Raw genomic sequence first — 26,644 nt, forward strand, 5'->3', positions numbered from 1 at the left:
CGGATCGGCACGAAATCGATCGTTTCGACCGCCGGATATCTGGAGGCACTTACGCTGCCCGATTCGCGCAGCCAACGCCGCGCCAGGTTGGCGTTGATGCCGTGTGCCAGCGCGACCGCGGCAATTGAGGCACCGGGCTGTCGGCAGGCGTCCACCACCTGCCGCTTGAAAGCAACGCTATGGAAGCGCCGGGTACGCTTGGGAGATGAGTCCATGAAAGTGTCCACTAAAAACTGAAGTGGACACTATCTTGCGCAATCCATCGGGCGCCTTACAGATGGGATTACCGGACGGATACAGCGGGACGACAATGAGTGAGCCGTTCTGACTATCCCGCCGGCATCGCGACGGGGGCCGGATTCAGCAGTGACTGGGTCATGGCATCCAGACCTTGCCCATCCACGAAGGCACGTCCATAGGCGCGCAGATCGGCGTAACTCAACTGCAGGATACCGGCCTGGTTCAAGCGCTCCAGTTGGCGGCGCTCACGCCAGGAAACGCTGCCATCCAGCAGGAAACCCAGCACGATGACCAGCCGGCAGATGTCCGCCACCTCGCGCCGCGCGATCTTCAGCTTGTCCAGGTAATCATCCGGCAGCCGGTGCGCCTCTTCCAAGGGGATTCCGTAACGGTCGATGATGGCCTTGCTGAGGTGGTAGTGATTGGCGTGGTAATCCCGCTTGTTCACCGCGATGTACTGCAGGGTGTCGTAGATCAGGGAACGCTCGTCCTGGGAAAGCTGGAGGTCCGGCAACTGGCGGCACACCATTTCCACGGAGGTCTGCCCCATGATCACCACGCGGGCGTTGCGCAGGATGGCCCGGCAGGTCAGGACGTTGATCAGCATATAGAGCGGCATCCCGGAAAAATCCAGGTAGACCCGCAGGATCTCGCGCCCGAACAGGTTCACCAGCACGGCGCGGATGATGGCGCCTCCGATCAGGCCCTTCAGACGGTTCACCGCCAGGTAGAGGAACAGCACCCAGGGATGCATGCGCTCGAACGGATCGATGCCAAAGCGTTGCTGGTCCGCGAAACGGCTTTCCACGGCGATGCGCACCAGTTCGGTCGCGCGGGCCGCCTCCCGGCGGCGGTGAATATAGCCGGTGGCCACGGCAATGCCATGCACGGCGGCCAGGTTCACCAGCAGCAGCAGGTACAGTTCCCCCACCGTCACCACCAGCATCCAGGCGTTGCGCAGCAGGGGCAGCCCGTCGGTGGCGTGCACGAAGGGCCCCCCCAGATGCACGACGCTGGCCTCGAAAAACGCGGGGAAGCTGTAGATGGGAAGAAAGATCGTGAGGTAGGCGATCAGTTCCATCAGCACGGCGGCGGCCATGGCGTAGCGCTCGGTGCGCAGGACCAGGCGAAGCTCCTCGGGATTGAGCAGGCGCAGGTCATCGTCACCCGCGACCACTCGGATGGGCAATGCCTGAAAGATGCGCAGGTACAGTCGCTCCATGGGAGCTTGATTGTGCCGCCTTGCCGGCGGCGCGGCAAGACATCCCGGCGGCCTTCGGCCCTGTGGCTTAGTCCTCGCGGATCAAGCTGTGCCGGGCGGTGTCGCGCATGCGCACATAGACCAGCAGGGACAGGCCGATCATGGCGGTGACATACCAGTAAAAGCCACTCTCCAGCCCTTGCTGCTTCAGCCAAAGCGCCAAATATTCGGCCGTGCCGCCGAATAGCGCATTGGCCAGCGCGTAGGGCAAGGCAACGCCCAGCGCCCGGATGTGCGCGGGGAACAACTCCGCTTTCACCACCGCGTTGATGGCGGTGTAGCCGCTGACGATGGCCAGCGCCGCCAACACCAGAAAAAAGGCCACGAGCGGCTCGCGCACAGCGGCAAGGGTGCTGAAGATGGGATAGGTGAAGATCAGCCCCAGCACCCCGAAGGCCACCATCACCGGCTTGCGGCCGATGCGGTCGGACAGCGCGCCCACCCCCGGCTGAAGCAGCATGTAGACGAACAGCGCGGCTGCGGTGATGCGGGTGGCAGACTCGCGGCTGAAGCCCGAGGTGTTCACCAGAAACTTCTGCATGTAGGTGGTGTAAGCGTAGAACGCCAAGGTGCCGCCGGCGGTCAGCGCCATCACCAGCAAGGCCTGGCGCGGATGATGGCGCAGCAGCCGCCAACCGCTGGATTTCGGCCCGCCGCTGGACTGGGCCATGCGAAAGCTCTCGGTTTCCGCCAGTCGCCGGCGCAGCCGGAACACGAACAAGGCCAGCCCCCCGCCAATGGCGAAGGGCACGCGCCAGCCCCAGGCTTCCAGATCCGCTTCTGGCAAGCCCGCTTGCAAGGCCAAAAGCACGCCCAGCGCCAGTAACTGGCCCAGGATCAGGGTCACGTATTGGAAGCTGGAATAGAAGCCGCGCGCCTGACGCCCCGCCATCTCGCTGAGATAGGTCGCGCTGGCGCCGTATTCGCCGCCGACGCTGAGCCCCTGCATCAGCCTGGCCAGAACCAGCAACGCGGGCGCCAGGTCGCCGATCATGGCGTGGCCGGGCGTGACGGCAATCAACAGCGAGCCGCCGCACATGAGGGAGACCGAGAGGGTCAAGCCGGCCTTGCGGCCCTGCCGGTCGGCGTACATGCCCATCAGCCAGGCGCCGAAGGGGCGCATTACGAAACCCACGGCGAACACCGCCGCCGCGTTCAGGAGTTGGGCGGTCGGGTCATCCTGGGGAAAGAAAACCGGCGCGAAATACAGCGAAAAAGCGGAATAGACATACCAGTCATACCATTCCACCAGATTGCCGGCCGCGCCGCCGAAGATGTGCCGAAGGCGCTCGCCGCGGCTCGCACCCTGATTCAGAGCCCGAGCCACCGCCAACTCCGGCGGCTCTCTCAAGGGGATTTCTCCACCAGCAGCCTGCTGATATCGGTCTGGGCGTGGTATAGCACCAGGGCCGTGACATCCCGCCGCTCCACCGTCGCCACCATGCCAACGCCCTTGGCGAAAAAACGGTACTGGGTGTCGGCCACCGTCGCCGGCCCGATCCGCCCCTTGAAAATGGATCTGACCAGCACCGCATCGAAGCTGCCCGCCGGCACCGCGACCTTGACGACCCCCAGGTAGCGATACGTCACGTCGATCCGCCCCTCATGCTTGAGCGTGTCGGGCTGATCGAGTTCGTAGACCTTCACCTTCATGCGCACCCTATGCTCCTGCCCCGCCGTTACTCCCTTAATCAATACTGGTTCCGGTGGGTCGTAGCGGGTGACCACGCCCTCGTTCAGATCTTCGATCCCCGCCATGACCAAGCTGCCGTCCCCGGTCTTCTTCAACACTCCCACCTCGGGACTGCCGATCCCCACGCGCCAGACGCTGCCCCCCGAGGCATCCTTCTCGACACGGGAGCGGTGGCTCTCATGCCGCTCGCCTTCAGGGCGCAGAATGACCCGATAGCGGCGGTTGCTGACACCCAGGCCTAGATAAGGCTCCGGATCGTCCATGGCCGGCGCGCCCACGAACGGGCCGAGCACGCCTTCGCCCAAGCCATGTACGATGGCTTTGCGGTCTTCATCGGCCAGACCCTGCGGAGCGGCCTCGCCGGCAGCCTGAGCCAAGGCGGGCAAGGCTGCCAGCAGGGCCGCGCGGAGCAGGCTCAGACCGGTAGTTGCCCTGCCATCTTGGACCCGCTTCTGAACTATCGAAAATTCAGGCCTCATCGCGTCGAAAGAGTGTTCCCATGTTCAGTCAGTTCAGGCCGCAAGCCGTATCACCCACCTCAAAACCCGCCGCACAGCGTCGGGTTAACAGTGTCTCCTCTGGGCGCAGCCTTGTCCAACCCACGACAGCCTGTCTATCAGTGCTGTGCCTGCCGCCGCCGATGGGCGACAATGCCTTTTTGGGCACAGGAAAGCCTCCATGATGCAGCCTGCGATTACAGTCGATCGACTGGTCTTCGAATACCCAGGAGTCCGAGCTCTCGACGACGTCAGCTTCTCCATCGAGCGGGGCAGCATCACGGCGCTGGTAGGGCCCAATGGCGCGGGCAAGACCACCCTGCTGCGCTGCATAGCCGGCCTGGACCTACCCTTGTCGGGCGACGTCCGTGTCGATGGCATCGATGTGCAGCGGGAACCCCGCGCCTGCCACCGCCACCTGGGCTATCTCTCCGACAGCTTCGGCCTGTACGAGAACCTGAGCGTCCGGCGCTGCCTGCGTTATTCCGCCGAGGCCAATGGCCTTGCACCTGCCAGCGTGGAGCCGGCGGTGAAACAAACGGCCGAAAGGCTGGGCCTCGCCGACCGCCTGGAACAAAAGGCGGGCGAACTTTCGCGCGGCTTACAGCAGCGGGTAGCCATCGGCCAGGCTATCATTCACGGCCCCCTGATGGTACTGCTGGACGAGCCCGCCGCCGGCCTGGACCCGGAGGCGCGTCACGAGCTCAGTAGCCTGTTCCGCCACTTGCGGGCGGATGGGTTGACCTTGCTGGTGTCCTCGCACATCCTGGCGGAACTGGCCGAGTATTCCACCCACATGCTGGTACTGCAGGCCGGCCGGCTGGTGGACCATCGAACGGTCATTGGGCAGGCCAGCGCTTCAACGACACTGGAGCTTCAGTTAAGTGCGGCGGTAGCCGACGCGAGACGCCGTTTGGAAGTTCTGCCAGGGGTCTCGAATGTCCGGGCGGATACCGAAAATCGGGTCTGCTTTGACTTTGCGGGCAATCTCGATGCCCGCCACCAGCTCCTGCGTACCCTGATCGATGCCGGCCTGCCCATCTGCGGCCTGCAGGAGGTGGCGCCAGACATGCAATCCGCCTATCTGGACAGTATTTGCGCAGCGCGCAGGAACGAATCATGATCCGCAATCCCGAATTGCTGCGCAACGCCTGGCTGGAACTGACGGCCCACCGCCTCATAGCCACGCCGCTGGTGATACTGCTCCTGATCGCACTACTGGCCAGTTCGGACGCTGAGGATTGGAAGCGCACGGCAGCGCCCATCGCGATCGCGGGATTTGTGCTGGCATCGGTGCTATGGGGCGGACGCCGGGCTTACGACACCATCGTCGAGGAAGTGCGGGCGCATACCTGGGACATCCAGCGCATGTCGGCCGTGTCGCCCTGGTCCATGACCTGGGGGAAGATTCTGGGCGGCAACCTCTACACCTGGTACGTAGGGACCTGCTGCCTTGCGACCTTCATGTTCACTTACGACGCCTCGGCGGGTGGCGGGTACGCCAACTGGCCAGCTCCCAGCCTGTGCCTGTTGCTGGTTCTGAGTGCGCTGTTCGCCCACGGCGCAGGGCTACTGTCGGGGCTCAACGCGGTGCGCTCGGGCCGCCTCGTGAAGCCCGCCCGCAATCTGCCCATCACCGTCCTCGGCCTTCTGCTGCTGTTCTGGTTAGGACAGGTACTGCTGCATCAGGCGGATAGTCCGGTGTTGTGGTATGGCATCCCGTGGCCGGCGCATGACTTCGTGCTCGGCAGTGTGGGTGTGTTCGCGGCCTGGTCCTGGTTCGGGGCTTACCGGCTGATGTCGCAGGCGCTGGCCGTACGCCTGCTACCCTGGGGTAGCCTGGCCTTCGTCCTGTTCCTGACCTTCTACCTGTGCGGTTTCGTGGATTCGGCCACATGGAGCTATCCGAGCCGCTTCGCGGCCCTCGGTGCCCTGATCGGGAGCGCCGCCACCTATGTGGAAGCATGGAAGGAGCGCCGCGACTGGATCGCCGTCAGGCGTTTCCTGCGCAGCTGGCGCGCCGGCTCGATCGACGAGGCCCTGTTGGATACGCCTTCCTGGTTGGTCGTGGCGGCTTTTACCCTGCTGATGTCCGCGCTGACGGGGCTGCTTCCAGACAACCAGCCGCCATCATCACTGCCTGGCATGTCGCAGGAATTGTTCACGACGCTGGCGCTGTCGCCCACCGTTTTCGCCCTGCTGATGCTGCGCGACATTGGCCTGCTTTACTTTTTCAGCCTGGGCCGGCGCCCGGAGCGCGCTGCCTCGACGACCCTGGTCTACCTGCTCCTGCTGTACATCGTGCTGCCTGGCCTGCTGAACCTGATCGGGCTCGGCTTTCTGGCTTTTCCTGCCGCCTTTCCGCTGCAGCCCGGTGCAACATGGCTAGCCCCGATGATCGCAGCCGGCCATCTAGCGGCGGTAGGCTGGCTGCTAAAAATTCGTCTGCAAGAGCTGGGTCGCCATGGCACCCCGGCACCTTCGTGAGACAATGACCGCGGGGCATGATCGCAAGCAGGACATAGACCTAGAACTCGTCTCTTCCCAGGACTCGCCGTAGCGCCCTGACTACAGTATCCCGAAGTATCCAGGCCACGATGTGCGGTTTCCTGACAGCCTGGGACAGCGCGTAGGGCAGATAGGCCTCCCCATACGGGACATAGAGCCTGACACCGACGCCCATTTCCCGGGCAACGGCGCGCGCGGCCGCCGTGGGAAGACCGTACAACAGCTCCAACTCACAGGACGTGCCGGCCGCTTGCAGTCGGCGCAGCGCCTCGCGCACGAGCCACGCATCATGCGTTGCAACCGCCACATGCTGCGCACCGCCCGCTAAGCGGTCAATGACTGCAAGGTAACCCTGCCGCAGGTCAATGTCGGGAGCATCAGGATCCTTCCATTGGCCCTTCACGACTCGCACGTTCAGGCCCAATTCCACCGCCCGCTGCGCGTCGTCGAGGCTCCGCCGCCATCGGCCTGGCAGCGTACATCCAATCCGGGGAAAACGCTGGACGGCGGAAGAGATCATCTCGAAAGTCGCATCCGCCGCTTCCGGCCCAAGGGAATCGAAGTGGATACCGACATTGGCCTCGCGCGCCTGCTCGACCACCTCGGTCATCAAAGCGAACGAAAATGCCACGGTGGGGGCTTTTACCGACACGTAGGAATCCAGTCCTTCCGCACTGACCGCAGTCACGGTGGCAAGATAGGCGTCGGTGACTGACCGGGAATCTTCGTCTGCCTCGTTCCAGTAACCCACCGTGCTGGCAATTCCCTGCCCAGAGAACTTATGACAGGCAGCAATCGCATCCTCGAGCTTCGGACCCGCTATATAGGCCTGCCGCACACGCTCAGGCAACCGACGGTCGATGAAACGAGCCGCCCGACGTCTGATGGGCCTGGAGCGCCGCAGAATCGACTGCTTTAGACGCGGCAGGAAATTGGTAAGGCCGCTGCGATTGAATGGATAAACCCGGACCTCGACGCAGTCCCGCTTGAGCGGTGTCCACACGTTCGTCCAACTTTCGGCGTAGCCGAGAAACTCATAGGATAGGCAGCCCCTTTCGGCAGCATAACGCAAGGTATGCAGCATCAGCAGATGGCCGGCGGAGCAGCTTGCGTAGCTTTCGTCGTAGCCGACCTTGAGGAGCCAGAATCGGCCCCCGTGCTCTGCGGCAATCTGCGTTGCAACCGCCGTGCCGGCGATGCGCATGAAGCCGATGCGGAGAATTCCCTGCTCACAGGCCATGCGCGCATAATGCCGATAAAATTCACCGAGGGGCTCATCCCGTTGGAGTGAAGTACCCCGAATTCCCTTCCAGCCCAGTCCCTCAACCCGAAATGCCTCAGCCAGCAAGGGATCCAACTGGCTGGGCGTCGGCGCGTGAATTTCGAACGTAACCGTACCCAAGGCTTCAGCGCGGCGCCGGGCCCTTCGAAAATCAGAACGTCGACCGGCATTAAACCGCTGCTCAGGCTCCAGCCAACCCTCGTCGAGCGGAATGTAAGGACACGCCCCTTGAGGGACAAGGTGCACCCAGCCCCGCCCCTTGAAAGCCTGCGTCAAGGCGGCAATGACAGGAGAATCTGCGAAGACCCTTTCAAGGGCGATGGCACAGCCCTCTCGGCAGAGCTTGTTAGCCAGCCCGGCAAGCGCCGAAGCATCCGTGTAGAGGAAATCCATGGGCTCACCCAGCCGCCTCACCCCCAGCATATTCAGCAGCCGCGGAGACTCAGGACTATGGGTCAGGGGTGCGATGGCAAAGGAACCGTCCGGCTCACGGTGGACAAAAATGCGCAGTTGATCGCCAGCACTGATGGTCTCCAAGGCGGCCTTTGACCAGATCAGATCCTGAATGGGACTGTCCAACTGACAGGCGGAAGACTTCCAGATGTCGACCAACCCATGCACTGATTCGAGACCATCGACCGCATCGGCCTTGCTGCAGCCCCCATCAGGCCCGCCATCAGACGCTGAGCGGATCGTCCCGCGTGTCGTTTTCCAATCGTTCACTGTCATCAAATACCTTATCAGTCTGCTGCTGCGATAAGCCCGCGGAGTAAGATCTTGGGCCTCACTCGCTGCGCTATCGAATTCACTCGGGGGCTTACGCCTTTGTCCGAGATCAACAGGGATTCCCCAAGCTGCCGATCACATCTCTCTGACACCGGTATCGTCATTGGCGCCCAATTCACAGCGCCAAACCATACGACCTTGACCTACAGAAAGCGCCTTAACGATCTCTAAAATGGCCCAGCTTGATAAGCTTTATAGTTATTTCAGCGAAAAGCCAATTAATATTAAGTTAATGATTTTATTAAATAAAATAGTCATTAATAATCTGTAGTTTTACTTAATGTGCGCCAATGATGCTAGACAGCACCTAAATTTGATAAGGCAATTAGCCTTGCACGGGAGAGAAGTTGAGAGCTATTATCAAAAACACATCTTTCGTGACCGCTCCTCTCAATGCAAAAAGCAGTATTCAAGGCCCTAATGGCCGCCGTTCTCGGACTCACCCTGGCCACACCTTCGCATGCACAGCGCTTCTTGCGGAATTTCGGACTCACGGCCAAGGAGGATCTGGGCAGGCGCATCTTCTTCGACACTAGCCTGTCCTCACCGCCGGGCCAGGCCTGCTCCAGTTGCCACGACCCGGCGTTTGCCTTTTCGGACCCCAACGCCGCCTCGCCCACCTCAAAAGGTGCCAATCCGGAAATTAGAGGCAGCCGCAACGCGCCTTCGATCATGTACGCCAGTTTCAGCCCGCGATTTCACTTCGATCGTGACGAAGGCTTATTCATCGGCGGGCAGTTTCTCGACGGCCGCTCGCCTACCGTCAATGACCAGGCCAAACAGCCGTTCCTGAACCCCATCGAGATGGGCAACGCCAGCGGCGACGAAGTCGTCGAGAAAATCCGCCAGGCAGACTACGCCCACCTGTTCGAGCGGGTATTTGGAGCCGGCGCCCTCGCCAATCCGAAGTCCGCCTACAACAAGGTGGGCGACGCCCTGGCCGCTTTCGAGCGCAGTCCGGCCCTGCGTCGCTTCACCTCAAAGTACGATTACGCCCTAAAGGGACGCGCCAGACTGACGGCTCAGGAGACCCGCGGTCGCAAGCTCTACGAAGCGGCCGACAAGGGCAATTGCGCCGCCTGCCATCCGAATCGGCCCGGCGCGGACAGCTCGCCGCCCTTGTTCACCGATTTCACCTACGACAACCTGGGCGTTCCGAGCAACCCGGACAACCCGTTTTACTCGCAACCCGGCGCGGTCAATCCGCTCGGAAAGCAATTCGTGGACAAGGGGCTAGGCGGCAGGCTGGACGTATTCGCCGAAAACGGCAAGTTCAAGGTACCGACCCTGCGCAATATCGCCGTAACCGGCCCTTACATGCACAACGGCTATTTCACCAACTTGCGCAGCGTCGTCGAGTTCTACAGCAACCGCGATGTCAAACCGGTTTGCCCCAACCGATTTACCCGGACAGGAGAGGCGCAAAAGCTCAACTGCTGGCCGGAACCCGAGGTGAAGGAGAACCTCAATCGCGACGAGTTGGGCGCCTTGAATCTGAGCAATCAGGAAATCGACGATCTGGTCGCATTTCTGAAAACCCTGACCGACGGCTACAAACCTAAGTGACGGTTCTCCTTTTGACGGACCGTCACGGATCGACCCGCAATCATGGCCCGCCCAAAGTCTCGGGCTTAGCGAAGGGATGCTGTCCCGTGAGCGGCACGAAAGCGACTCCGAGAATTTTCCGACTCGCATAGGAGCCATCCTCGGCCTTTTCTATCAGCCGCAATTCCTGATATTGATAGGGCGGTCCAATCGGGATCACCAAGCGTCCGCCAGGCTTCAGCTGTTCGAGCAGCGGCTCCGGCACCTCCGGCGCCGCCGCCGTCACGATGATGCCGTCATAGGGCGCATGCTCCGGCCATCCGTAATAGCCGTCACCCAGACAGGCGGAAACATTGCGGTAACCCAGCCCGTCCAGACGCTCCCGCGCTTGCCGCGCCAGTTCGGGAATGATCTCGACCGAATACACCTGCCTAACTAGGAGCGAGAGAACAGCGGCTTGGTAACAAGACCCGGTGCCGATTTCGAGCACGCTGTGCTCGGGCTCGGGCTGCAACAAGTCCGTCATCAGCGCCACGATGAATGGTTGCGAAATGGTTTGGCCGAAGCCAATGGGGACCGGTCCATCATAGAAGGCGTAGGCGCGGGTTTCCTCCGGCAGAAACTGATCCCGCGGCACCTGCCGAATGGCTTGTATCACCCGTGGCGCCAACGCCTCCATGCCCGTATAGGGCCGCGTCAATTTCATTTCGGCATCGATGTCGAGCATCATGCGGGTCATGTCATTCATCGCCACCTCGCCGCTCAGGGAGGGCCTGTAAGGGCAGACATTCAGCCTATTCTTAGCACCTTGGCGCCACGGACCTCGCGCTGCTTCAACTCCACCAAAGCGCGATTCGCCTCCTCCAGCGGAAATTCCTCCACATCCGGGCGAATCGGGATCTGCGCCGCCAGGACCAGAAACTCCCGCACGTCGGCCCGCGTCACGTTGGCGACGCTCTTGATCTCCTTCTCCAGCCACAGATGGGCCGGGTAATCGAGGCGCAACAAGGCGTTCTTATCGGAATCTTCCTTGCGGATCGCGTTGATCACCAGCCGGCCCCCGGGTTCCAGATGCCCCAAGGCGGAAACCACCGTGTTCCAAACCGGCGTGGTGTCGATGATACTCGCCAGTTTCTGCGGCGGTGCGTCATCGCTGCCACCGGCCCAACTTGCGCCCAATTCTAGCGCGAAGGCGCGCTCCTTCGGATTACGCGCGAACACGTATACCTTCAGATCCGGGTGAAGATGGCGCAGCACTTTCAAGACTAGATGGGCCGAGGCACCGAAGCCGGTCAGCCCGATCGCCTTCCCCGCCACCGGTGCAGCCAGCCGGATCGAACGGTAGCCGATGGCTCCCGCGCACAGCAGCGGTGCCGCTTCCACGTCGCTGAAGACATCGGGCACCGGGTGGGCGAAAGCGGCGGGAACTGTCATGTATTCCGCATAACCGCCGTTGACGTCCCGTCCCGTGGCGCGGAACCGGCTGCAGAGGTTTTCGTTACCGCCCAGACAGTGATGGCAGACACCGCAAGCCGAATGAATCCAGGCCACGCCCACGCGCTGTCCACACGCGAAGCCAACCGTACCGGCGCCCAGCGCGGCCACGCGGCCCACCACCTGATGCCCTGGCACCGTCGGCAAATTGGGCGGTGGGGTTCTGCCCTCGATTTCGTCCAGTTCGGTGTGGCACACGCCGCAGGTGACGACGCGAACCAACAGTTCACCGGGCCCCGGCTCCGGAATCGGAAGATCAGCTAAGGTCAGTGGCTCGCGGCATTGTTCCAGACTGACGATCTGCTTCATCACCATGGCTCGCATGAAAGCTCCCCTCCTATGTTGTTGTTCGTTGTCGTCTCGGACAAAAGAACGATCGATTCAATCATCCACAATCGATGTCTGAGAAACAATTTGTAGGACTACGCTTACGAAGCAGCGTCAATGGCTTATCTATGTTTCTGAAATGTCAAGACTAATTTCGGGTCAAAAATTAACCGATCTAAGGTTTGTACCCGAAAAATCAATAATTAGCCTGATCAAGCCGCAGCTTATGCACGGAGTTATCCACAGCTTCTGTGAATTTCCGCGGAGGTGTGGACCGCAGTAAGGGCGGCCACGAATCGAATGGTGGGTTGCGGCGTCGAACGCCGCCATTTTGGGTCAGACCGAGGTCATTGGCTCTGTAAATGCGCGCGACACATCAGCCAGTTCATCACTGACCGCATGAGCGAACTCGAGCGACTGCAGTATCTGTCCAATTTCTGCCTGAACGCGCCCGTTGGTGCGCTGCAGCGTTTGCCCGTAGACACTCAACCGCTGGGTCACCGCCTTGAATTCCTCGATCATGCGGTCGATGGAAGCAGCAATGGTGCTGATCGCCTCGGCGTCGCGCCGCATCAGTTCCGAGGACAGTTCCACGGTGGTCTTGATCGCCTCGTTGATGGTGGAAGCAATCTGCCCCATCTTGCTGCTGGTCTCGGCAGAATAGACCGCGAGCAGATGTATCTCTCCGGCGATAACCGCCAGGGCTAATCCATGCCGGCCCGCGTGGGCAGCCTTGATAGCCGAATTCAGGGCCAGCATCTTAGTCTGCCACGCGATCGCATGCATCTGCGTGGCCATGGTGTCCAGATCCCCGGTAAACCGCATCAGTCCATTGAGCTGCTCGACGATGACTGCCTGTCCGGCACGAGCACCGCGCAGCGTCTCCACCACCTCGCCCAGTTCACGCTGACTCTCGGCGACGACGGCCAAGGGGTTGCCCCAGCCATGGGCCCGGGCCAGATCGGATGCCGCGACGCCCTGGTTCAGGTCAGCCAGAATGCGCTGAAATTCCCCGGCTATGGCGGCCACCGCCTCGTCCATCTGGCTGCGCACGGTATCGATCTGACGGGACCAGATGGGCAAGGCCTCGCGGCAGATAGCTTGGCGCACCTGCTCGGCATCGTTCGCGAAGGCATCGGAATCCGCCGCCATCACTGCGTCAGCAAGCGAGGCTGCCTCGCCTTGAGCCACGACGGTCAGGCCCAATTTTCCGGCTGCAGCGGTAATCGCATCCTGGGATAGTGACGGTGAAGTGATCAGGAGACAGGTTCGGGACATGCTTGCATTCCCTCTCAAAAGAACGTTATGTCGGAATCTGCAGGTGACTCCTGGGAAGCACCCACGTGGTCGTAGTGCTGCTCCTGGGTGGTGTAACTCTGCTTCATCCGATCCAGCCAGGCGGAGGCGTCCAGCGACGCCAATTCGGAGGCTGCGGTTTCGTCACCCAGCAGGCGTTGCAGTTCCTGCATGTGTTCCATCACGTGCTCGAGGATCTGGGCGATCCGGTCCTCGAACTGGAGCGAGACCAGCACCTCGCTTATATCGTCGCCCACCCGCGCGTGCGCCTCATGCAGGATTTGCGACGCCATGTGCAGGCCTTTGGAGATCTCGCTGAAATTGCCTAGCACCTTGGACACAGCGGTCTCGGTCTCGCTCACCACGGCCGCGTCCCGCCGGGTCCACTCTGCCGAAACCTGCGAGGTATTCTTCAATGCATCGGCGACGAGGCGCACATCGTGGTTCATCTTCTGACTGGTTTCTGCCGTGTGCGCCGACAGCTTGCGCACTTCCTCGATCACCACGGCGAAGCCCTTGCCCGACTCGGCCGCGTGCGCCACCTCGATGGCGGCATTCATGGCCAGCAGATTAGTCTGCATCGCGATATTGGCCATCTGCGCGGACATGTCGGTCAATTCCGCGATGTAGCGGCGCATGCCCGCGATATCCTCGGCAATCCCCAGTCGCCCCTTACGTATCTGCTCCAAGGTGTCCATCAGGGCTTCCAACTCCCTGCTGCTGCGCTCCATTGCATCCGCGGCGCTGTCCTGGGCGCCGTCTTCGCCGCCGCCAGGCAGATGCGCTGCCTGCAGCAAATTGATCAAAGAACTGAAGCGAGCGGCGAGGGCCGTCACCTTCTCGCGGGTTTCGGTCCGGGCGGACTGCAGTTGTTCGCGACAGGCGCCAAGCTTCTCCACAGGACAGGTAGGCACCGGCCCACCCGATTCAACCCGGGCCCGCATCCAGGCGGCCGGCTGCCTCGCTTCCGGCAGGGCTTCAAGCATGGGCTCTGTGATCTCCTGAACCTCCCAGCCTACAGTCTGCATTCGAGCGCATAGGCCCCTGGCATCTACCCCGTCAGTGTCTTCGAGGATCAGCAGAATTTGATGCATGCCTTCGCTGGCTGTTGTATGCATCTTGGGTATCCTTATCGAACCGGGTTCGATCGCTATCAATCAGACGAGACCCGGCGAGTGCGCCGACTGCCGGGCAAACGTAACGATTTCCGTGGGAATCTGGCTCAGGCTGACGATCCTGTCCACCGCGCCGAGCTTCACCGCTTCCTTGGGCATGCCGTAGACCACGCAGCTCTCCTCGTCCTGCGCCAAGGTCTTCGCCCCCATGTCGTGCATTTCCTTCATGCCTTTGGCACCGTCATCGCCCATCCCGGTCATGATGATGCCCAAGGCATTGCGGCCGGCGTATTTGGCCACGGAACGAAACAGCACATCCACCGAGGGACGGTGCCGGCTCACTAGCGGGCCATCCACTACCTCCACGTAATACTGCGCGCCACTGCGCTTGACCAGGACATGCCGGCCGCCTGGCGCAATCAGGGCCAATCCCGGCACCACGGTATCGCCATTTTTCGCTTCCCGCACCGAAATCTGACAAAGGCTGTCAAGGCGTTTGGCGAAGGCCTCGGTGAAACGCTCCGGCATGTGCTGCACGATGACGATGCCAGGGCATAGCCGTGGCAAGGCGGTCAGCACCGCCTCCAGCGCCTGGGTGCCCCCGGTCGAAGTGCCGATGGCGACGACGGAATGGGTGGTCTGTGCCAATGCCGCGGTGGGCGCCGACAGGATGGCGTCGGCCGAAAGCTTGGGCGCGGGCGTGGCAGCGGACGCAGGCGCCAGGCGTCTGACGTTGGCCCGGGCCGCCGCGCGGACAGCGCTTACCAGATCCTCGGAGGCTTCCTCGAGGAACCGCTTGAGCGCGTTCTTCGGTTTGGTGATGATGCTGACGGCGCCGGCGGCGAGAGCCTGCATGGTGGTTTCGGCGCCGCGCTCCGTGAGAGTCGAACAGATCACGACCGGGGTGGGATGTTCCGCCATGATCTTGCGCAGGAAAGTCAGCCCGTCCATGCGCGGCATTTCCACGTCCAGCACGATCACGTCCGGCCACTGCAGTTTCATCTTTTCTAGCGCGAACACGGGATCAGCCGCCACGCCGATCACCTCGATGCCCACTTCGTCGGCAAACTTGGCACTCAGTACCTGCCGGACGACCGCCGAATCATCGATGATCAAAACCTTGATCTTGGACATGCAGACAGCCTTTTCCGAATGCTAGGAGTCACACGGTTCCTGATGCTTGAGCCAGACGTGCCCGCTCCAGACATCGAATATCACATTGCGGTGACCGATACCCTCCAGGTGCTCGCCCACGCAATTCAGGTTATAGCGCTTGATCAGATCCCGGGCGGCTTCCACATTGCGGCGTCCCACCTGGGTCGCGGGAATCTTGGGCGATTTGGGAAACATGTCGCCGCCACCGAACAGCTTCACCTGATATTCGCCTGGCAGGGTTCCACAACGGCGGATCTCCCTGAGCAGCAATTCCAAGGCCTCATCAGCATAACGCCCGTCAAGCTCGCCGGACTTGGCATTGCCATTGCGCGAGGGCAGCAAGTAGTGACACATTCCGCCCACATGGCGATCCGGATGCCAGAACACCAGGGAAACGCAGGAGCCGAGCACCGTGCGAATGCGTTTGTCCGGACCACCGAAATGGAACTCACCGGGCTTCAGGAAAATTTCGACGAGATCGTCGGGCTTGGGCGCAGACTTCATGGCTTTCGGTAGATGGACGGGGAAATGAACTCGAAGGCATCGCTGACGCCATTGAGACTTTCCGAATGACTGATGATGAAATAGCCTCCTTTCCTTAGTAGCGGCAGCATTCTGGAAATTACGCGGCGCTTGGTCGCGATGTCGAAATAAATCATCACATTCCGCAGGAAGATCGTATCGAATTGCCCGAGTTCCGGCAGGTCTTCAATCAGGTTCACATAGAGGAATCGGACCCTCTCGCGCAAACCGCGTTCAATCAGAAATTGGCCCGACTGGCTGCCCACGCCCCTGAGGCAAAACCTGCGGAGGTAATCCTTGGGAATCTCCGCCGCGCGCTGCATCGCATACAAGCCGCCGCGCGCCTTTTCCAGGCAGCGCATGCTGATGTCCGAACCCGTAATTTCCCAGGGCCCATTACCGAGCGTATCCGCCAGCACCATGGCCAGGGTGTAGGGTTCCTCGCCGGTGGAACTGGCCGCGCACCAGAGACGGAAGGACTGGCTCGGCCTCCAGCCGCTCAACACATGGTCACGCAGAAACTCCATGTGCTTGGGCTCGCGGAAGAAGTGCGTTTCGTTGGTGGTCAGCAGGTCGATCGCCGTCTGCAACTCGTCAGCGTACTCGCCGCCCGAGATCAAACGGAAGTAATCGCCGTAGCTCTCCAGTTGGTAGTGCTGAATTCGCTTTGCCAGCCGGCCGCTGACCAGCGCCATCTTGGAGTCCGGCATGTGAATGCCGGCACGGTCGTAAATGAGCTTGCTGAACTGCGAGAATTCACGCTCGGTGATCGAGGCAGGCTTCGGGCTCACGACGGTCTCTCCTTGGCGCGGCGAAGCCTGCGGTGATCAGTCGACAGTAGCCGGAACCGTCGGTTCTCCACCCAGGCCGGCCAGCAAGGCCATCTCGTCCAGAGACAGCACCGCTTCGATGTTGAGGATGATCACAAAGCCGTCATCCACCTTGCCCATGCCGCGTATGTAATCGGCACGGATCTTCGCTCCGAAGGCAGGCGCGGGTTCCACCGAATCCTCCGGAATTTCCAGGACCTCGTAGACCGCATCCACCATCACGCCAATATCGTGCTTTTCGTCCTCGATGGCTATCTCCACAATGATGATGCAGGTGCGGCGCGTGATTTCCCGGGTAGGCTTGCCGAAACAGGCGCCCAGGTCGATGACCGGCACCACGGCGCCGCGCAGGTTGATCACGCCGCGGATGAACTGCGGCATGCGCGGCACTTCGGTCACTTGGCCGTACTCGATGATCTCCTTGATGTTCAGTATGCCAATGGCGAAGGTTTCCTTGCCGACCAGGAAGGACAAGTACTGCTGCTGCCCCTCCATGGCCGGCTTCGCCGTTTTGGTCTCCACGCTGGCGATGGCTTTCATGTCGCCGCCTCCCTAGAACCTGACGAATTCGGACTCATCGGGATGGGACGTTAGTTCCACCTCGCGATGCGCCGGCTTTTTCGCCTTCCCCGGTTTATTGCCGGCCACCGAGACGCGGGTCGGGCGCGGAGCGGCGCTGTCGAACTCGGTCGCCACCTTGAAGAAGGCCATGAGGTTCTGCAGCTTCTCCGCCTGACCACTCATCTCCTCTGCCGTTGCCGCCAACTCTTCCGATGCCGAGGCGTTCTGCTGGGTGATCTGGTTGAGTTGGGACATGGCATTGTTGATCTGGCCAACCCCGGAGGATTGTTCCTCGGACGCGGAGGAGATTTCCTGGACCAGATCGGAGGTCTTGCCGATGCTGGGTACGATCTCGTCCAGCAGCTTGCCGGCCTTTTCCGCCATGCCAACGCTGCTCCCCGCCAGTTCGCCGATCTCCTGGGCCGCGACCTGGCTGCGCTCCGCCAGCTTGCGCACTTCCGCGGCAACCACGGCGAAACCCTTGCCGTGTTCGCCGGCGCGGGCCGCCTCGATGGCCGCGTTCAAAGCCAGCAGGTTGGTCTGATAGGCAATGTCGTCGATGATGCCGATCTTGCCGGCGATCTGCTTCATGGCGTCCACCGTCTGGGTCACCGCCTGACCGCCTTCCTTCGCCTCCTTCGAAGCCTTGCTGGCCATGTCATCGGTGATCTTGGCATTCTCGGTGTTCTGCGAGATGGAGGCGCTCATCTCCTCCAGGGATGCGCTGGTTTCCTCCACGCTGGCCGCCTGTTCGGTGGAAGACTGCGATAGCGACTGCGCCGTAGCGCTCACTTCAGAGGTTGCCTCCGCAAGGGAATTGGCCGTATTGCGAACCTCCGTCATGGTCTGCGCCAGCTTGGCGACGGTGTTGTTGACCGTATCCCGCAACTGACCGAGGGTACCGCGATACTCGGCGTCGATGCGCTGACGCATGTCGCCATTTTCCAGCGCCACCAGGATCTTCATCACCTCGTTGACCGGCCCGATGATGGCGTCCAGGGTGCCGTTGATGCCCTGGATGATCTTGTGGAACTCGCCGTGGTGGCGGGCTGCCTCTGCGCGGATATCCAGTTTGCCGTCCTGCGCCGAGCGAGCGAGCATGTCAGTGTCGTCCACCAGCGCCTTGATGTTGTTCTTCATCAACACCAGCCACTCGTGAATCTGATCCTCGTCCGAGGCCTTGGCCATCTCCGCCGTCATGTCGCCGTTGGCAATCTTGGTGACATAGGCAATCAGATCCGACAGCCACGCATGCACGCCATTGATGGCGTTCTTCATCTGCTCGTGGTCGCCTTTGCAGGCGATATCCACCCGCTCGCGCAAATTTCCGCCGCGGATCAGGCGCAGAACGCGGTTGCCCTCGCCGATGGGCAGCAGGATGGCATCCAGCATATCGTTGGTGCCCCGCACGATGTCCGCGTAAGCCCCCTTGAATTGCTCCGGCTTGCCGCGCTCCGACAACTGGCCGTCCCGCGAGGCCGCCGTCAGTCGCTGTAATTCCTTCTGCAGGCCCTGCACCACGACCGCGACATTGTTCACCGCCTGCTTCATCTTCTCGTGGTCGCCCTTGTAGGTAGCGGCGATCAACTCGTCGATCTTGCCGTCGGAAATCTGCGCCAGGATGCGGTTGCCCTCGCCGATGGGCAGCAGGATGGCATCCAGCATCTCGTTGTTGCCCCTCACGATGTCCGCGTAAGCACCCTTGAATTGTTCCGGCTTGCCGCGCTCCGACAGCTGGCCGTCCTTGGAAGCCACGGTCAGGCGTTGCATCTCCGTTTGCAGGCCTTTCAGGGCATCGACCACCTGAATCAGGCTCTTGGCCACCACGTCCTTGTCGGAACGGACTTCGATCCTGGTGGAGAAATCACCGGCGGCAATGGCCTGCGCCGCCAGGCCCTGTTGCGCAATGCCATCGATGGCCAGGTTGAAATTGTTCTTCAGTATGTTGAAGTCGCCGTTGTAACTGTCGGTGATCTTGGGCGGCGTATCGCCCTTGGCGATCTGGCTGATGTAGTCAGCCGCCAGGTTCAAGGGAGCGACAAAGGTGTCCACGGTCTTGTTGATGCCCTCGACGATGGCCTTGTAGTCGCCCTGATGCTTGCTGGTGTCGGCGCGCACGTTCAGCTTGCCTTCCAGTCCCGCCTTGGTCAGCGTCGCCGTGTCATCGATCAATGCGCGCAGCGCTTGTGACATTTGCTTCATCCTGGCCAGCACGCTGGTGGCGTCGCCAGCGCGCAGATCGATCTGGCTGGAGAGGTCGCCCACAGCAATGCGGTCGGCGATGGCCGCCGCCAGGGCCGGCTCGCCGCCCAATTGCGCCATGATGCTGCGGATCATGAAATAGGCCACCGCGACCGCGATCAAAGCAGCCAGGACACTCAGGACGATGATCTGCTGCCGCGCGGCCTGATAATTCGCCGTGGCGACCTTGAGACCCTCATCCTTCAGCTCGATCTGGTAATCGCTGAGCGCCTTGAGCGCCTCGATGAAGCGGGTGTTGGCCGGCCCCCAGGTGTTCAGGAGCAGATCCTGCGCCTTGGTGCGATCGGTCTTGAGGGTGGTGATCACGGCGTCGTAGTCGAGCTGGTTGCGCTTCTGATTGATGTTCTCCAGCAGGCGCTTGCCTTTGTCGCTGACGACTTGATCTTCCAGGAGCTTGAGCGCCTCCGAGTTTTTGTCGCGGTTTTCCTGGATCGTCCGCCGCGCGGCCTCGACGTCATCGTTGTCGGTCGCCAGGAACAACTGGCGCATCCAGCGTCCGTTGTCGACCGAGCGGGTCGTCATGTCCGCCAGGGCCAACACCTTGGGGAAGCGGTCATTGGCGATCTTCTCGCTGGCTTCGTCCTGCTCGGACATGGTCGTGATGCCCTTCCATGAAATTATGCACAACAGGACGACCATCACGCCAAAGCTCAGCGCGAGGCGCACTTTCAAAGACATATTACCTAACATGTTTGCTCTCCCTCACCAAAGTTGCTCACCACGCGAGGACTTTCTCTTGTCTTCGGCCCGACGTGGTACCGAATCGCTTCCGCGACGCCGCGACCTAAGCCCGGCTCGTCGCATGATTCAAATGGGCATTGTCGTGCTCTTCGATCCGGACGATCTGCCGTATCAAGCCCGGCACATCCAGGATCAGCCCGACCTGCCCGCTGCCCAGTATCGTGAACCCGCCCAGCCCCTGGGTCTGGCTGAACAGCCGGCCCAATGGCTTGATGACTGTCTGGAACTCGCCCAGCAGGCGGTCCACCACCAGGCCCGCTCGCTGCGCGCCGTGGCGCACGACCACCACGTTCTCGCGCCGGGGCACCGGCCCTTTCACGTCGAACAGGTCGCGCAAGCGAATGCACGGCAGCACTTCTCCGCGCAGGTTGATGTAGTCCGTCTCCGAATCCTGCGCCAGTTCGATGCACTCCATGACCATGTCCAGCGGCACCACGTAGGTGGCGTCGCCCACCGCCACCATGAAGCCGTCAATGATGGCCAGGGTCAGGGGTAGCCGGATGCGGACCGTCGCTCCGTAGCCTTCTTCGCTTTCCAGCTCGATGCCGCCTCTCAGGGCCTGGATATTGCGGCGCACCACATCCATGCCGACGCCGCGGCCGGACAGGTTGCTGACCTTCTCGACGGTGGAAAAGCCCGGCTCGAAAATCAGCTGGTAGATCTCCTGATCCGTCAGTGCCTGATCCGGCTTGACCAGATCCTTTTCCAAGGCCTTTTCCAGAATGCGTTGCTTGTTGAAACCGGCGCCATCGTCCGCCACCTCGATGACGATGCTTCCGGCATCGTGAAAGGCATTGAGCTTGAGGCTGCCGCGCTCCGGCTTCCCGCGCGAGCGGCGCACATCGGCCGGCTCGATGCCATGATCCATGGCATTGCGCACCAGATGCGTCAGCGGGTCGCCGATTTTTTCCACCACGGTCTTGTCCAGTTCGGTCTCCGCGCCGCTGATGGTCAGCTCGATGTCCTTGCCCAGTTCCTTGCTGACATCGTGAACCACCCGTTGGAACCGGTTGAAGGTGGCGCCGATGGGAACCATGCGCAAGGTCAACGCGGAATCGCGCACTTCTTCCACGAGCCGCGACAGGGTAGCCGTCGCTTCGAACAGCTCCGCCGCCCCGACGCTCTTGGCAATCAGGTTGACGCCGGCACCGGCGATGATCAGTTCGCCAATGAGGTTGATCAGGCCGTCAAGCCGCTCCGCATCCACCCGGATCAAGCGGCTTTCGCTGCTCCTGCTTTCCCGTACCTGCTCCTGCCGTTCCAGGGCCGTGGCCACCACGGAAGGGCGAACCAGGCCTTGCTCCACCACCACTTCGCCGATGGGCGACGGCGGCACCTTGTCGTCGGCGGCCTGGAGCTGCAAGGCGACCTTGAGTTCCTCTTCCGTCAAAGTCCCGCAGCGGACCAGGATCTCTCCCAGCCGCATGTCTTCTTCCGGCAGGTTCTGGATCAGTTCCTGATACTCGGCGATCTTGCTGTGCGGGGGCAGTATGCGCACCACGCTGTCGTCGCGGACGAACTCGAAGGCATTTTCGATGGTGGCCTTGTCGGCATCGGTCTGATAATCCAGTTCGAAGCCGAGATAGCACGATTCCGGGTCCATCTCGTCCGCAGGCGGCATGTCGTCCGTCAGTGTCACGATGCGCACAATGCGGCCGAAGGTGTTCAAAAAGCGTAGGAACGACATGGGATCCATGCCGTTGCGCAGAACGTCCGGACCGAAGCGCAAGGAAATGTGCCAATGATTGCTTTCCACCGCGTCATGAGCGACTTCGCGCTCGACCCTGGCTTCTTGCACGGTGGGCAAGCCTTGCGTGCCTGCTCGCTCCGAAGCGGGAGCGCCCAGATACGCCTTGAGACTGGCCGCCAGGCCATCGCTGCATGCCTGGATCGCGGTGTCGGGCTGTTCCCCCTTGGCGATCAGATCGATCAGCACGCCAAGCTGATCACACACCTTGAGCAGCAGGGCGACCAGGTCGGGAGTCACGGAGAGCTGGCCACCGCGCACCCGGTCCAGCACGCTTTCCCCTGCATGGGTAAAGCGCACCACGTGGTCGAACCCGAACAGACCGGCAGTACCCTTGATGGTATGCGCGGCGCGAAAGATGGCGTTGATCAGGTCAGTGTCGTCGGGCCGCTCCTCGATCAGCAGCAGGGAATCTTCCATGTCCCGCAGCAGTTCTTTGGATTCGGCGACGAATGTGGGTAATGCTTCTTCCAGTTCCATGGCAGTCCTCGCTAGACGGTCGTGCCGCCGGAGCGGATTACGACGGGGTCGCCAAGCCGGCCGCTCAATTCGAACAGTTCCAGGGCATCCACCACTGCCTGGCTGTGTTCCACGAAGCGGAAGGTTTTAGCCCGCGCGGCCGCCTCGCGCTTGGCCAGCACCATGAGTTGAAGCCCTGAGGTATCGATTTCCTCGACCTGGGACAGATTGACTTCCAACTCGGCGTTTTGCTCGAGGGCGTTCAACAGCACGCCCTTCAACTCCATCGCGCGGTAGATGGTCATCTCTCCTTCGATGTCCAGCCGCGCTGGCTTTTGCGGCGGTCCATGATGCTTGGCCATGCACGCCCCCTTATTGTTTTTGGACAGAATCGCTACGGCAGGATCAGCTTCGATACCGCCATGAGCATCTGTGCAGGTTGAAATGGCTTGACGACCCAGGCTTTGGCGCCGGCAGCCTGGCCGGCACGCTTCTTTTCTTCCTGGCTCTCCGTGGTCAACATGATGACCGGGGTGAACTTGTAGGCAGGTAGTTGCTTCATCTCCTTGACAAAAGTAATGCCGTCCATCCTGGGCATGTTGACATCGCAGATGATGAGATGGATCTTCGTGCCGTTCAGCTTGGCCAATGCATCCACGCCGTCGCAAGCCTCCATGACGGCATAGCCGGCGCCCCTGAGTGCGATGCTGACGACTTGCCTCAGGGAAGCCGAGTCATCCACAATCAGGATTGTCTTCGCCATCACGACCTCGGGCACCTGGTTTTGATAGGCAAAGTGTAGACAAAGCCACCAGAAAATTTGTCGCAGCAGAAGCTTTGAGGCCTGAGCGCAGACTTCTTCCTGAAGCGAAACAGAAGCTTACTCAGGCAAAAATACTTATATTCCGATGAACACTGAAGATCGCCGGATCAAGGACAAGCAGTCCTATTTCGTTGCTTGCATAAGGTACAGATGGGGCACGAACATCTGCTTGTGGCGGGCGTCAAAGCGAAAAAAAGCCCCGGCGCGGACAGCGAAACCGGGGCGTCATTGACCCCTGAAACTGAAAAGCAGGGGTACACACACTCAACTCACTCACCAGTCACTCTAGACCCGGCCGGGAGAATCGGACTCTCGTGGGTGCCGGCGCTAGCCAGTGATCCGCCCCGGGGTAGGGAGCGGACGGGATAAATATAGCGGGAAAGACAAGCGTGACTGAACCGTAGTTATACGTATGTGGCAAGCATGGGAAGGAGGCCGCATTCGGCTTGCCGCGGGGAATGGCGCCTGAACCTGGCTAAGCTCGGTTGGCCAGGTAAACCACTGCGACGCCACTTAGGATCAACGCGGCGCCAAGAACGGTCATCGCGTTGAATTGCACTTCACGAAAAAAGGCCCAGGCGAAGAAGGCGACGAACAACGGATAGGAAATTTCGATGAGCGACGCCAGCGTCGCGTTCTTTTCGCCGATGGCCAGGTAGATCAGCAAGGCCCCAACGCCGGAGGTAACGACGGCGACAACCAGCCAGACCCAATCATCGCCGATAACACCCCTGATGCGAAACAACATGCCCAACCTGCCGGTGGCCAGCAAGGCCGCGAGGCCCATGACGGTAGCAACCGCTGCGTAAAGCGTGAAGAAGAGTACCGGCGGTATGCCGCGCTCGATCGCCCGGCCACTTGCGGCATAGCTGACGCCCCAGATCACGGCTGCGGACAAGGCATAGACAAACCACATGACTGATTTCGCAAACTTGATGCGTTGAGTTGATTGGCCCCTTTGCGCCCGGTCGAAGCAGATAGGATACCTTTTCCGAACCATGCCGGCCCTGGCTGGCGACGCGACTTCCGTTCGAACATCCTAAGCTTAATTGCGCGGCCGATGGGCCGCCGAACGCGGTTCGCCCCATTTTGAGTGCATGTGCCAAGGAGCTTCCCATGCCCCCACCCATCGATTTCGACCGTATCCCGCGCGACCAGCTGCCTTGGCTGCTGCGCAAGATGCCCAAGGCCGAGTTGCACATCCACATCGAGGGCACCCTGGAACCGGAGTTGATCTTTACACTCGCGCAGCGTAATGGCGTCAACCTGGCCTATCCCGGCGTCGAGGCACTGCGCGAGGCCTATGCTTTCACCAACCTGCAGAGCTTCCTCGACATTTACTATGCCGGGACCAGCGTGTTGCGGCAAGAGCAAGACTTCTGCGACATGGCCTGGGACTACCTGGAGAAGGCCGCTGCCGACCATGTGGTACGCGCCGAAATCTTCTTCGATCCGCAGACGCACACTGAACGCGGTGTCTCCATCGGAACCGTGATCCGCGGTCTTCGCCGCGCCTGTCAGCGAGCCAATTCCGAGTTGGGCGTCAGCGCGGACCTCATCCTGTGCTTCCTGCGTCATCTCAGCGAAGACGCAGCTTTCGAGACGCTGGGGCAGGCGTTGCCGTACCGGGAGCACATCATCGGCGTCGGGCTCGACAGCTCCGAGATCGGCCACCCGCCCGAGAAATTCGCGCGCGTGTACGCCAGATGCCGCGAATTGGGCCTGAACGCGGTGGCGCATGCCGGCGAGGAAGGCCCTCCGGCCTACATCAGCGGCGCATTGGACATGCTTGAGGTCCAACGCATCGACCACGGCGTGCGCAGCGCCGATGACCCGGAACTGCTGCAGCGCTTGGCGGCAAGCCGCCTGCCGCTGACCGTCTGCCCGCTATCCAACGTCAAGCTGCGCGTCTGTCGAACCCTGGCGGAGCATCCACTGCCTGCGCTGCTTTCGGCCGGCCTGTGCGCGACGGTCAACTCGGACGACCCGGCCTATTTCGGCGGCTACATCAACGACAACTTCCTTGCTCTCTTCGAAGCCCTGCCGCAATGGGGTGCGCGGGAAGCCTGGCAGCTGGCTTCCAACAGCTTCGAGGCCAGCTTTGTGCCGCCGGCGCAGAAGGCGATCTGGCAGGCCGAGCTCGACCGCCTATTCGCTGCAGCGGTGGTCTGAGCAGGGGTTCCGAGGGCCGGATGGCGCTAAGGATTCAGCCGCGCCCTGGCATTGAGGGCTTGCATGCCCCACGTGCCGTTTGTCCGATTTGTCGCCTCCCGGACAATTGACGTCCCGATCAAGCCCATAACCTTCAATGCCTTACAAAGCCAGAGCGACTGGCACGTTTCTCGCGTGATAGCTCAGGAGCAACGTCATTCGTGGCCTGCTTTCGCGTGGGAGCCCGGTTGACTACAGGACGCGCCGCGCCGGCTGAAACGATCAGGCGAGCCACGTAAACAGACTGCATGAATCAACGATGGGAGTCTTCCATGGCATTTGATATGAAACAGGCCTGGTCAGAGGCCGAGGTTGCTGAACTTCTGGCATCGGTGGAGGACGACCGGGACTGGCGCCTGGAAGTGGATAAGCAGGGGATCGTTGACCTGTTCGACAAGACCAGCCACCCCACCGACGCCGCATACGACGAGGAACTGCACTGCTACTTCGAACTGTGGCAACAGGGCACCGATTTCGTCGGCTCTTCCGCGGCATCCGATAAACAGTTGGTGGCCACCCTTTCGAGTGCCTTGCGCAGAAATTATCCCGAACTGCAGCAAGGCGCGTTCATCTACGTCTGAAACCCTTGGTGCCCGAATGGCTCCCGCCTTACCTGCCCCCTTTATCAAGCGCTGCGGCGCCCGCAAGGCGTTGTACGAAACATTACGCGTCCAGGCCGCTGGGAAACCGGGAGACTGCTTGATCCTGCAAAAACTGATGAACGCGGATGCGTGACGACAGGCCCTGGTTTTCGGAGAAAGAACCCTGGGTGGTCTGGAACGGCTCCTACGGAATCGCCACCACGGCCGCAACCGGCCGGGTGGAAATTGGCCCGGAGGGCAGGCGCGCCTGGCTCGAGCAACCCTTCGACATGGTGGGACCGTTCGACCTCGATGAACTCGAGACGCGCGGCCGCATCGACTTTGCCGCGTGTATCGTCATGTCACGGCAGAAATGGCAGGACGATCAGGTGGAACTGCGCCGGGAAGCCCACGCGAAACGCCGTGCAGAACAGGAACGCGCCCATCGAGGCCGCGGCAGGCACCGGAACCATGGCCAGCCATTCAACGAGCGGCAATACCGCGAAACGCTCAACCTGCCGGTCGACGGCAAGCTCAAGCCCTCGCAGATCAAAGCGGCTTTCCGGCGTCTGGCCCAGAAGGCGCATCCCGACGTCGGCGGCAGCCACGAACAATTCATTCGCATAACGGATGCGCGCAACGCGCTGCTCGATAGCATTCGGTAAACACCACCGGTGACGCTGGCCTGCCAGGGACTCGGCATGCGCC

The 26,644-nt window shown here is 61.4% G+C and carries 24 protein-coding genes; 6 read left to right on the plus strand and 18 right to left on the minus strand.

What is annotated here, in order from left to right:
* The 4 genes from EK23_RS06160 to EK23_RS06175 all read right to left on the minus strand — a co-directional run.
* A partial coding sequence (locus EK23_RS06160) for a transposase (protein WP_145998572.1) occupies positions 1-215 on the minus strand: 215 nt, incomplete at its 3' end.
* Between the two features lie 113 nt (positions 216-328).
* A complete protein-coding gene (locus EK23_RS06165) occupies positions 329-1,462 on the minus strand; it encodes an LBF_2804 family protein (protein ID WP_045224477.1) in 1,134 nt (377 codons plus the stop codon).
* Between the two features lie 67 nt (positions 1,463-1,529).
* A complete protein-coding gene (locus EK23_RS06170) occupies positions 1,530-2,852 on the minus strand; it encodes an MFS transporter (RefSeq protein WP_235281934.1) in 1,323 nt (440 codons plus the stop codon).
* The gene (locus EK23_RS06175) at positions 2,849-3,673 is read right to left on the minus strand and encodes a hypothetical protein (RefSeq protein WP_045224478.1); all 825 of its coding nucleotides are present in this window, start codon (positions 3,671-3,673) and stop codon (positions 2,849-2,851) included. Before EK23_RS06175 ends, EK23_RS06170 begins: the two co-directional genes overlap by 4 nt.
* 199 nt (positions 3,674-3,872) lie before the next feature.
* Between EK23_RS06175 and EK23_RS06180 the strand changes: the two genes are divergently transcribed.
* On the plus strand, positions 3,873-4,814 hold the full coding sequence (locus tag EK23_RS06180) for an ABC transporter ATP-binding protein (RefSeq protein WP_200892102.1): 942 nt from the start codon (positions 3,873-3,875) through the stop codon (positions 4,812-4,814).
* Complete coding sequence (locus EK23_RS06185; RefSeq protein WP_045224479.1) at positions 4,811-6,178, plus strand: hypothetical protein; 1,368 nt, start codon at positions 4,811-4,813, stop codon at positions 6,176-6,178. The genes EK23_RS06180 and EK23_RS06185 overlap by 4 nt, the downstream gene beginning before the upstream one ends.
* Positions 6,179-6,218: 40 nt before the next feature.
* Here the strand turns inward: EK23_RS06185 and EK23_RS21545 are convergent, their stop codons facing one another.
* The gene (locus EK23_RS21545; protein WP_052807972.1) at positions 6,219-8,210 is read right to left on the minus strand and encodes a proline dehydrogenase family protein; all 1,992 of its coding nucleotides are present in this window, start codon (positions 8,208-8,210) and stop codon (positions 6,219-6,221) included.
* 450 nt (positions 8,211-8,660) lie between these two features.
* Between EK23_RS21545 and EK23_RS06200 the strand changes: the two genes are divergently transcribed.
* Positions 8,661-9,833 (plus strand): cytochrome-c peroxidase, encoded by a 1,173-nt coding sequence (locus EK23_RS06200; RefSeq protein WP_082053987.1) that lies wholly within the window; start codon positions 8,661-8,663, stop codon positions 9,831-9,833.
* 40 nt (positions 9,834-9,873) lie between these two features.
* Here EK23_RS06200 and EK23_RS06205 read toward each other — a convergent pair whose 3' ends face one another.
* The 13 genes from EK23_RS06205 to EK23_RS06265 form a co-directional block, all read right to left on the minus strand.
* Positions 9,874-10,560: a protein-L-isoaspartate(D-aspartate) O-methyltransferase gene (locus tag EK23_RS06205; protein WP_045224480.1), complete on the minus strand. Its 687-nt coding sequence runs from the start codon at positions 10,558-10,560 to the stop codon at positions 9,874-9,876.
* A 41-nt stretch (positions 10,561-10,601) separates the two neighbouring features.
* The gene (locus EK23_RS06210) at positions 10,602-11,630 is read right to left on the minus strand and encodes a zinc-dependent alcohol dehydrogenase family protein (RefSeq protein ID WP_045224481.1); all 1,029 of its coding nucleotides are present in this window, start codon (positions 11,628-11,630) and stop codon (positions 10,602-10,604) included.
* Between the two features lie 339 nt (positions 11,631-11,969).
* Entirely contained in the window at positions 11,970-12,911 is a 942-nt protein-coding gene (locus EK23_RS06215) for a methyl-accepting chemotaxis protein (RefSeq protein WP_082053988.1), read from the minus strand.
* Between the two features lie 14 nt (positions 12,912-12,925).
* Complete coding sequence (locus EK23_RS24125; protein WP_045224483.1) at positions 12,926-14,047, minus strand: methyl-accepting chemotaxis protein; 1,122 nt, start codon at positions 14,045-14,047, stop codon at positions 12,926-12,928.
* Positions 14,048-14,086: 39 nt separating this feature from the next.
* Entirely contained in the window at positions 14,087-15,178 is a 1,092-nt protein-coding gene (locus EK23_RS06225) for a protein-glutamate methylesterase/protein-glutamine glutaminase (protein ID WP_045224484.1), read from the minus strand.
* Between the two features lie 21 nt (positions 15,179-15,199).
* Entirely contained in the window at positions 15,200-15,703 is a 504-nt protein-coding gene (locus EK23_RS06230; RefSeq protein WP_045224485.1) for a chemotaxis protein CheD, read from the minus strand.
* Complete coding sequence (locus EK23_RS06235) at positions 15,700-16,512, minus strand: CheR family methyltransferase (RefSeq protein ID WP_045224486.1); 813 nt, start codon at positions 16,510-16,512, stop codon at positions 15,700-15,702. The genes EK23_RS06230 and EK23_RS06235 overlap by 4 nt, the downstream gene beginning before the upstream one ends.
* Before the next feature lie 36 nt (positions 16,513-16,548).
* A complete protein-coding gene (locus EK23_RS06240) occupies positions 16,549-17,091 on the minus strand; it encodes a chemotaxis protein CheW (protein ID WP_045224487.1) in 543 nt (180 codons plus the stop codon).
* A 12-nt stretch (positions 17,092-17,103) separates the two neighbouring features.
* A complete protein-coding gene (locus tag EK23_RS21550) occupies positions 17,104-20,064 on the minus strand; it encodes a methyl-accepting chemotaxis protein (protein ID WP_082053989.1) in 2,961 nt (986 codons plus the stop codon).
* A gap of 94 nt (positions 20,065-20,158) precedes the next feature.
* Positions 20,159-22,342 (minus strand): chemotaxis protein CheA, encoded by a 2,184-nt coding sequence (locus EK23_RS06250; protein WP_045224488.1) that lies wholly within the window; start codon positions 22,340-22,342, stop codon positions 20,159-20,161.
* 11 nt (positions 22,343-22,353) lie between these two features.
* The gene (locus tag EK23_RS06255) at positions 22,354-22,683 is read right to left on the minus strand and encodes an STAS domain-containing protein (RefSeq protein ID WP_045224489.1); all 330 of its coding nucleotides are present in this window, start codon (positions 22,681-22,683) and stop codon (positions 22,354-22,356) included.
* Between the two features lie 32 nt (positions 22,684-22,715).
* Positions 22,716-23,084, minus strand: coding sequence for a response regulator (locus tag EK23_RS06260; RefSeq protein ID WP_045224659.1), 369 nt, complete (start codon positions 23,082-23,084; stop codon positions 22,716-22,718).
* A 535-nt stretch (positions 23,085-23,619) separates the two neighbouring features.
* The gene (locus tag EK23_RS06265) at positions 23,620-24,060 is read right to left on the minus strand and encodes an EamA family transporter (RefSeq protein WP_045224490.1); all 441 of its coding nucleotides are present in this window, start codon (positions 24,058-24,060) and stop codon (positions 23,620-23,622) included.
* Positions 24,061-24,260: 200 nt separating this feature from the next.
* Here EK23_RS06265 and EK23_RS06270 point away from each other — a divergent pair, with 200 nt between their 5' ends.
* The 3 genes from EK23_RS06270 to EK23_RS06280 all read left to right on the plus strand — a co-directional run bounded on the left by EK23_RS06270 (position 24,261) and on the right by EK23_RS06280 (position 26,601).
* A complete protein-coding gene (locus EK23_RS06270; RefSeq protein WP_045224491.1) occupies positions 24,261-25,316 on the plus strand; it encodes an adenosine deaminase in 1,056 nt (351 codons plus the stop codon).
* A 311-nt stretch (positions 25,317-25,627) separates the two neighbouring features.
* A complete protein-coding gene (locus tag EK23_RS06275) occupies positions 25,628-25,936 on the plus strand; it encodes a hypothetical protein (RefSeq protein WP_045224492.1) in 309 nt (102 codons plus the stop codon).
* A 146-nt stretch (positions 25,937-26,082) separates the two neighbouring features.
* Entirely contained in the window at positions 26,083-26,601 is a 519-nt protein-coding gene (locus tag EK23_RS06280; RefSeq protein ID WP_045224493.1) for a DnaJ domain-containing protein, read from the plus strand.
* Positions 26,602-26,644 lie beyond the last annotated feature (43 nt).

Source organism: Methyloterricola oryzae (assembly GCF_000934725.1).
In the GTDB taxonomy this organism is placed as follows: domain Bacteria; phylum Pseudomonadota; class Gammaproteobacteria; order Methylococcales; family Methylococcaceae; genus Methyloterricola; species Methyloterricola oryzae.

Excerpts from the sequence above, each read along its gene's own strand:
- EK23_RS06165 (WP_045224477.1), bottom strand. The coding sequence starts at position 1,462 with ATGGAGCGACTGTACCTGCGCATCTTTCAGGCATTGCCCATCCGAGTG.
- EK23_RS06175 (WP_045224478.1), bottom strand. The coding sequence starts at position 3,673 with ATGAGGCCTGAATTTTCGATAGTTCAGAAGCGGGTCCAAGATGGCAGG.
- EK23_RS06180 (WP_200892102.1), top strand. The coding sequence starts at position 3,873 with ATGATGCAGCCTGCGATTACAGTCGATCGACTGGTCTTCGAATACCCA.
- EK23_RS06185 (WP_045224479.1), top strand. The coding sequence starts at position 4,811 with ATGATCCGCAATCCCGAATTGCTGCGCAACGCCTGGCTGGAACTGACG.
- EK23_RS21545 (WP_052807972.1), bottom strand. The coding sequence starts at position 8,210 with ATGACAGTGAACGATTGGAAAACGACACGCGGGACGATCCGCTCAGCG.
- EK23_RS06200 (WP_082053987.1), top strand. The coding sequence starts at position 8,661 with ATGCAAAAAGCAGTATTCAAGGCCCTAATGGCCGCCGTTCTCGGACTC.
- EK23_RS06205 (WP_045224480.1), bottom strand. The coding sequence starts at position 10,560 with ATGAATGACATGACCCGCATGATGCTCGACATCGATGCCGAAATGAAA.
- EK23_RS06210 (WP_045224481.1), bottom strand. The coding sequence starts at position 11,630 with ATGCGAGCCATGGTGATGAAGCAGATCGTCAGTCTGGAACAATGCCGC.
- EK23_RS06215 (WP_082053988.1), bottom strand. The coding sequence starts at position 12,911 with ATGTCCCGAACCTGTCTCCTGATCACTTCACCGTCACTATCCCAGGAT.
- EK23_RS24125 (WP_045224483.1), bottom strand. The coding sequence starts at position 14,047 with ATGCATACAACAGCCAGCGAAGGCATGCATCAAATTCTGCTGATCCTC.
- EK23_RS06225 (WP_045224484.1), bottom strand. The coding sequence starts at position 15,178 with ATGTCCAAGATCAAGGTTTTGATCATCGATGATTCGGCGGTCGTCCGG.
- EK23_RS06230 (WP_045224485.1), bottom strand. The coding sequence starts at position 15,703 with ATGAAGTCTGCGCCCAAGCCCGACGATCTCGTCGAAATTTTCCTGAAG.
- EK23_RS06240 (WP_045224487.1), bottom strand. The coding sequence starts at position 17,091 with ATGAAAGCCATCGCCAGCGTGGAGACCAAAACGGCGAAGCCGGCCATG.
- EK23_RS21550 (WP_082053989.1), bottom strand. The coding sequence starts at position 20,064 with ATGTTAGGTAATATGTCTTTGAAAGTGCGCCTCGCGCTGAGCTTTGGC.
- EK23_RS06250 (WP_045224488.1), bottom strand. The coding sequence starts at position 22,342 with ATGGAACTGGAAGAAGCATTACCCACATTCGTCGCCGAATCCAAAGAA.
- EK23_RS06255 (WP_045224489.1), bottom strand. The coding sequence starts at position 22,683 with ATGGCCAAGCATCATGGACCGCCGCAAAAGCCAGCGCGGCTGGACATC.
- EK23_RS06260 (WP_045224659.1), bottom strand. The coding sequence starts at position 23,084 with ATGGCGAAGACAATCCTGATTGTGGATGACTCGGCTTCCCTGAGGCAA.
- EK23_RS06265 (WP_045224490.1), bottom strand. The coding sequence starts at position 24,060 with ATGTGGTTTGTCTATGCCTTGTCCGCAGCCGTGATCTGGGGCGTCAGC.
- EK23_RS06270 (WP_045224491.1), top strand. The coding sequence starts at position 24,261 with ATGCCCCCACCCATCGATTTCGACCGTATCCCGCGCGACCAGCTGCCT.
- EK23_RS06275 (WP_045224492.1), top strand. The coding sequence starts at position 25,628 with ATGGCATTTGATATGAAACAGGCCTGGTCAGAGGCCGAGGTTGCTGAA.
- EK23_RS06280 (WP_045224493.1), top strand. The coding sequence starts at position 26,083 with ATGCGTGACGACAGGCCCTGGTTTTCGGAGAAAGAACCCTGGGTGGTC.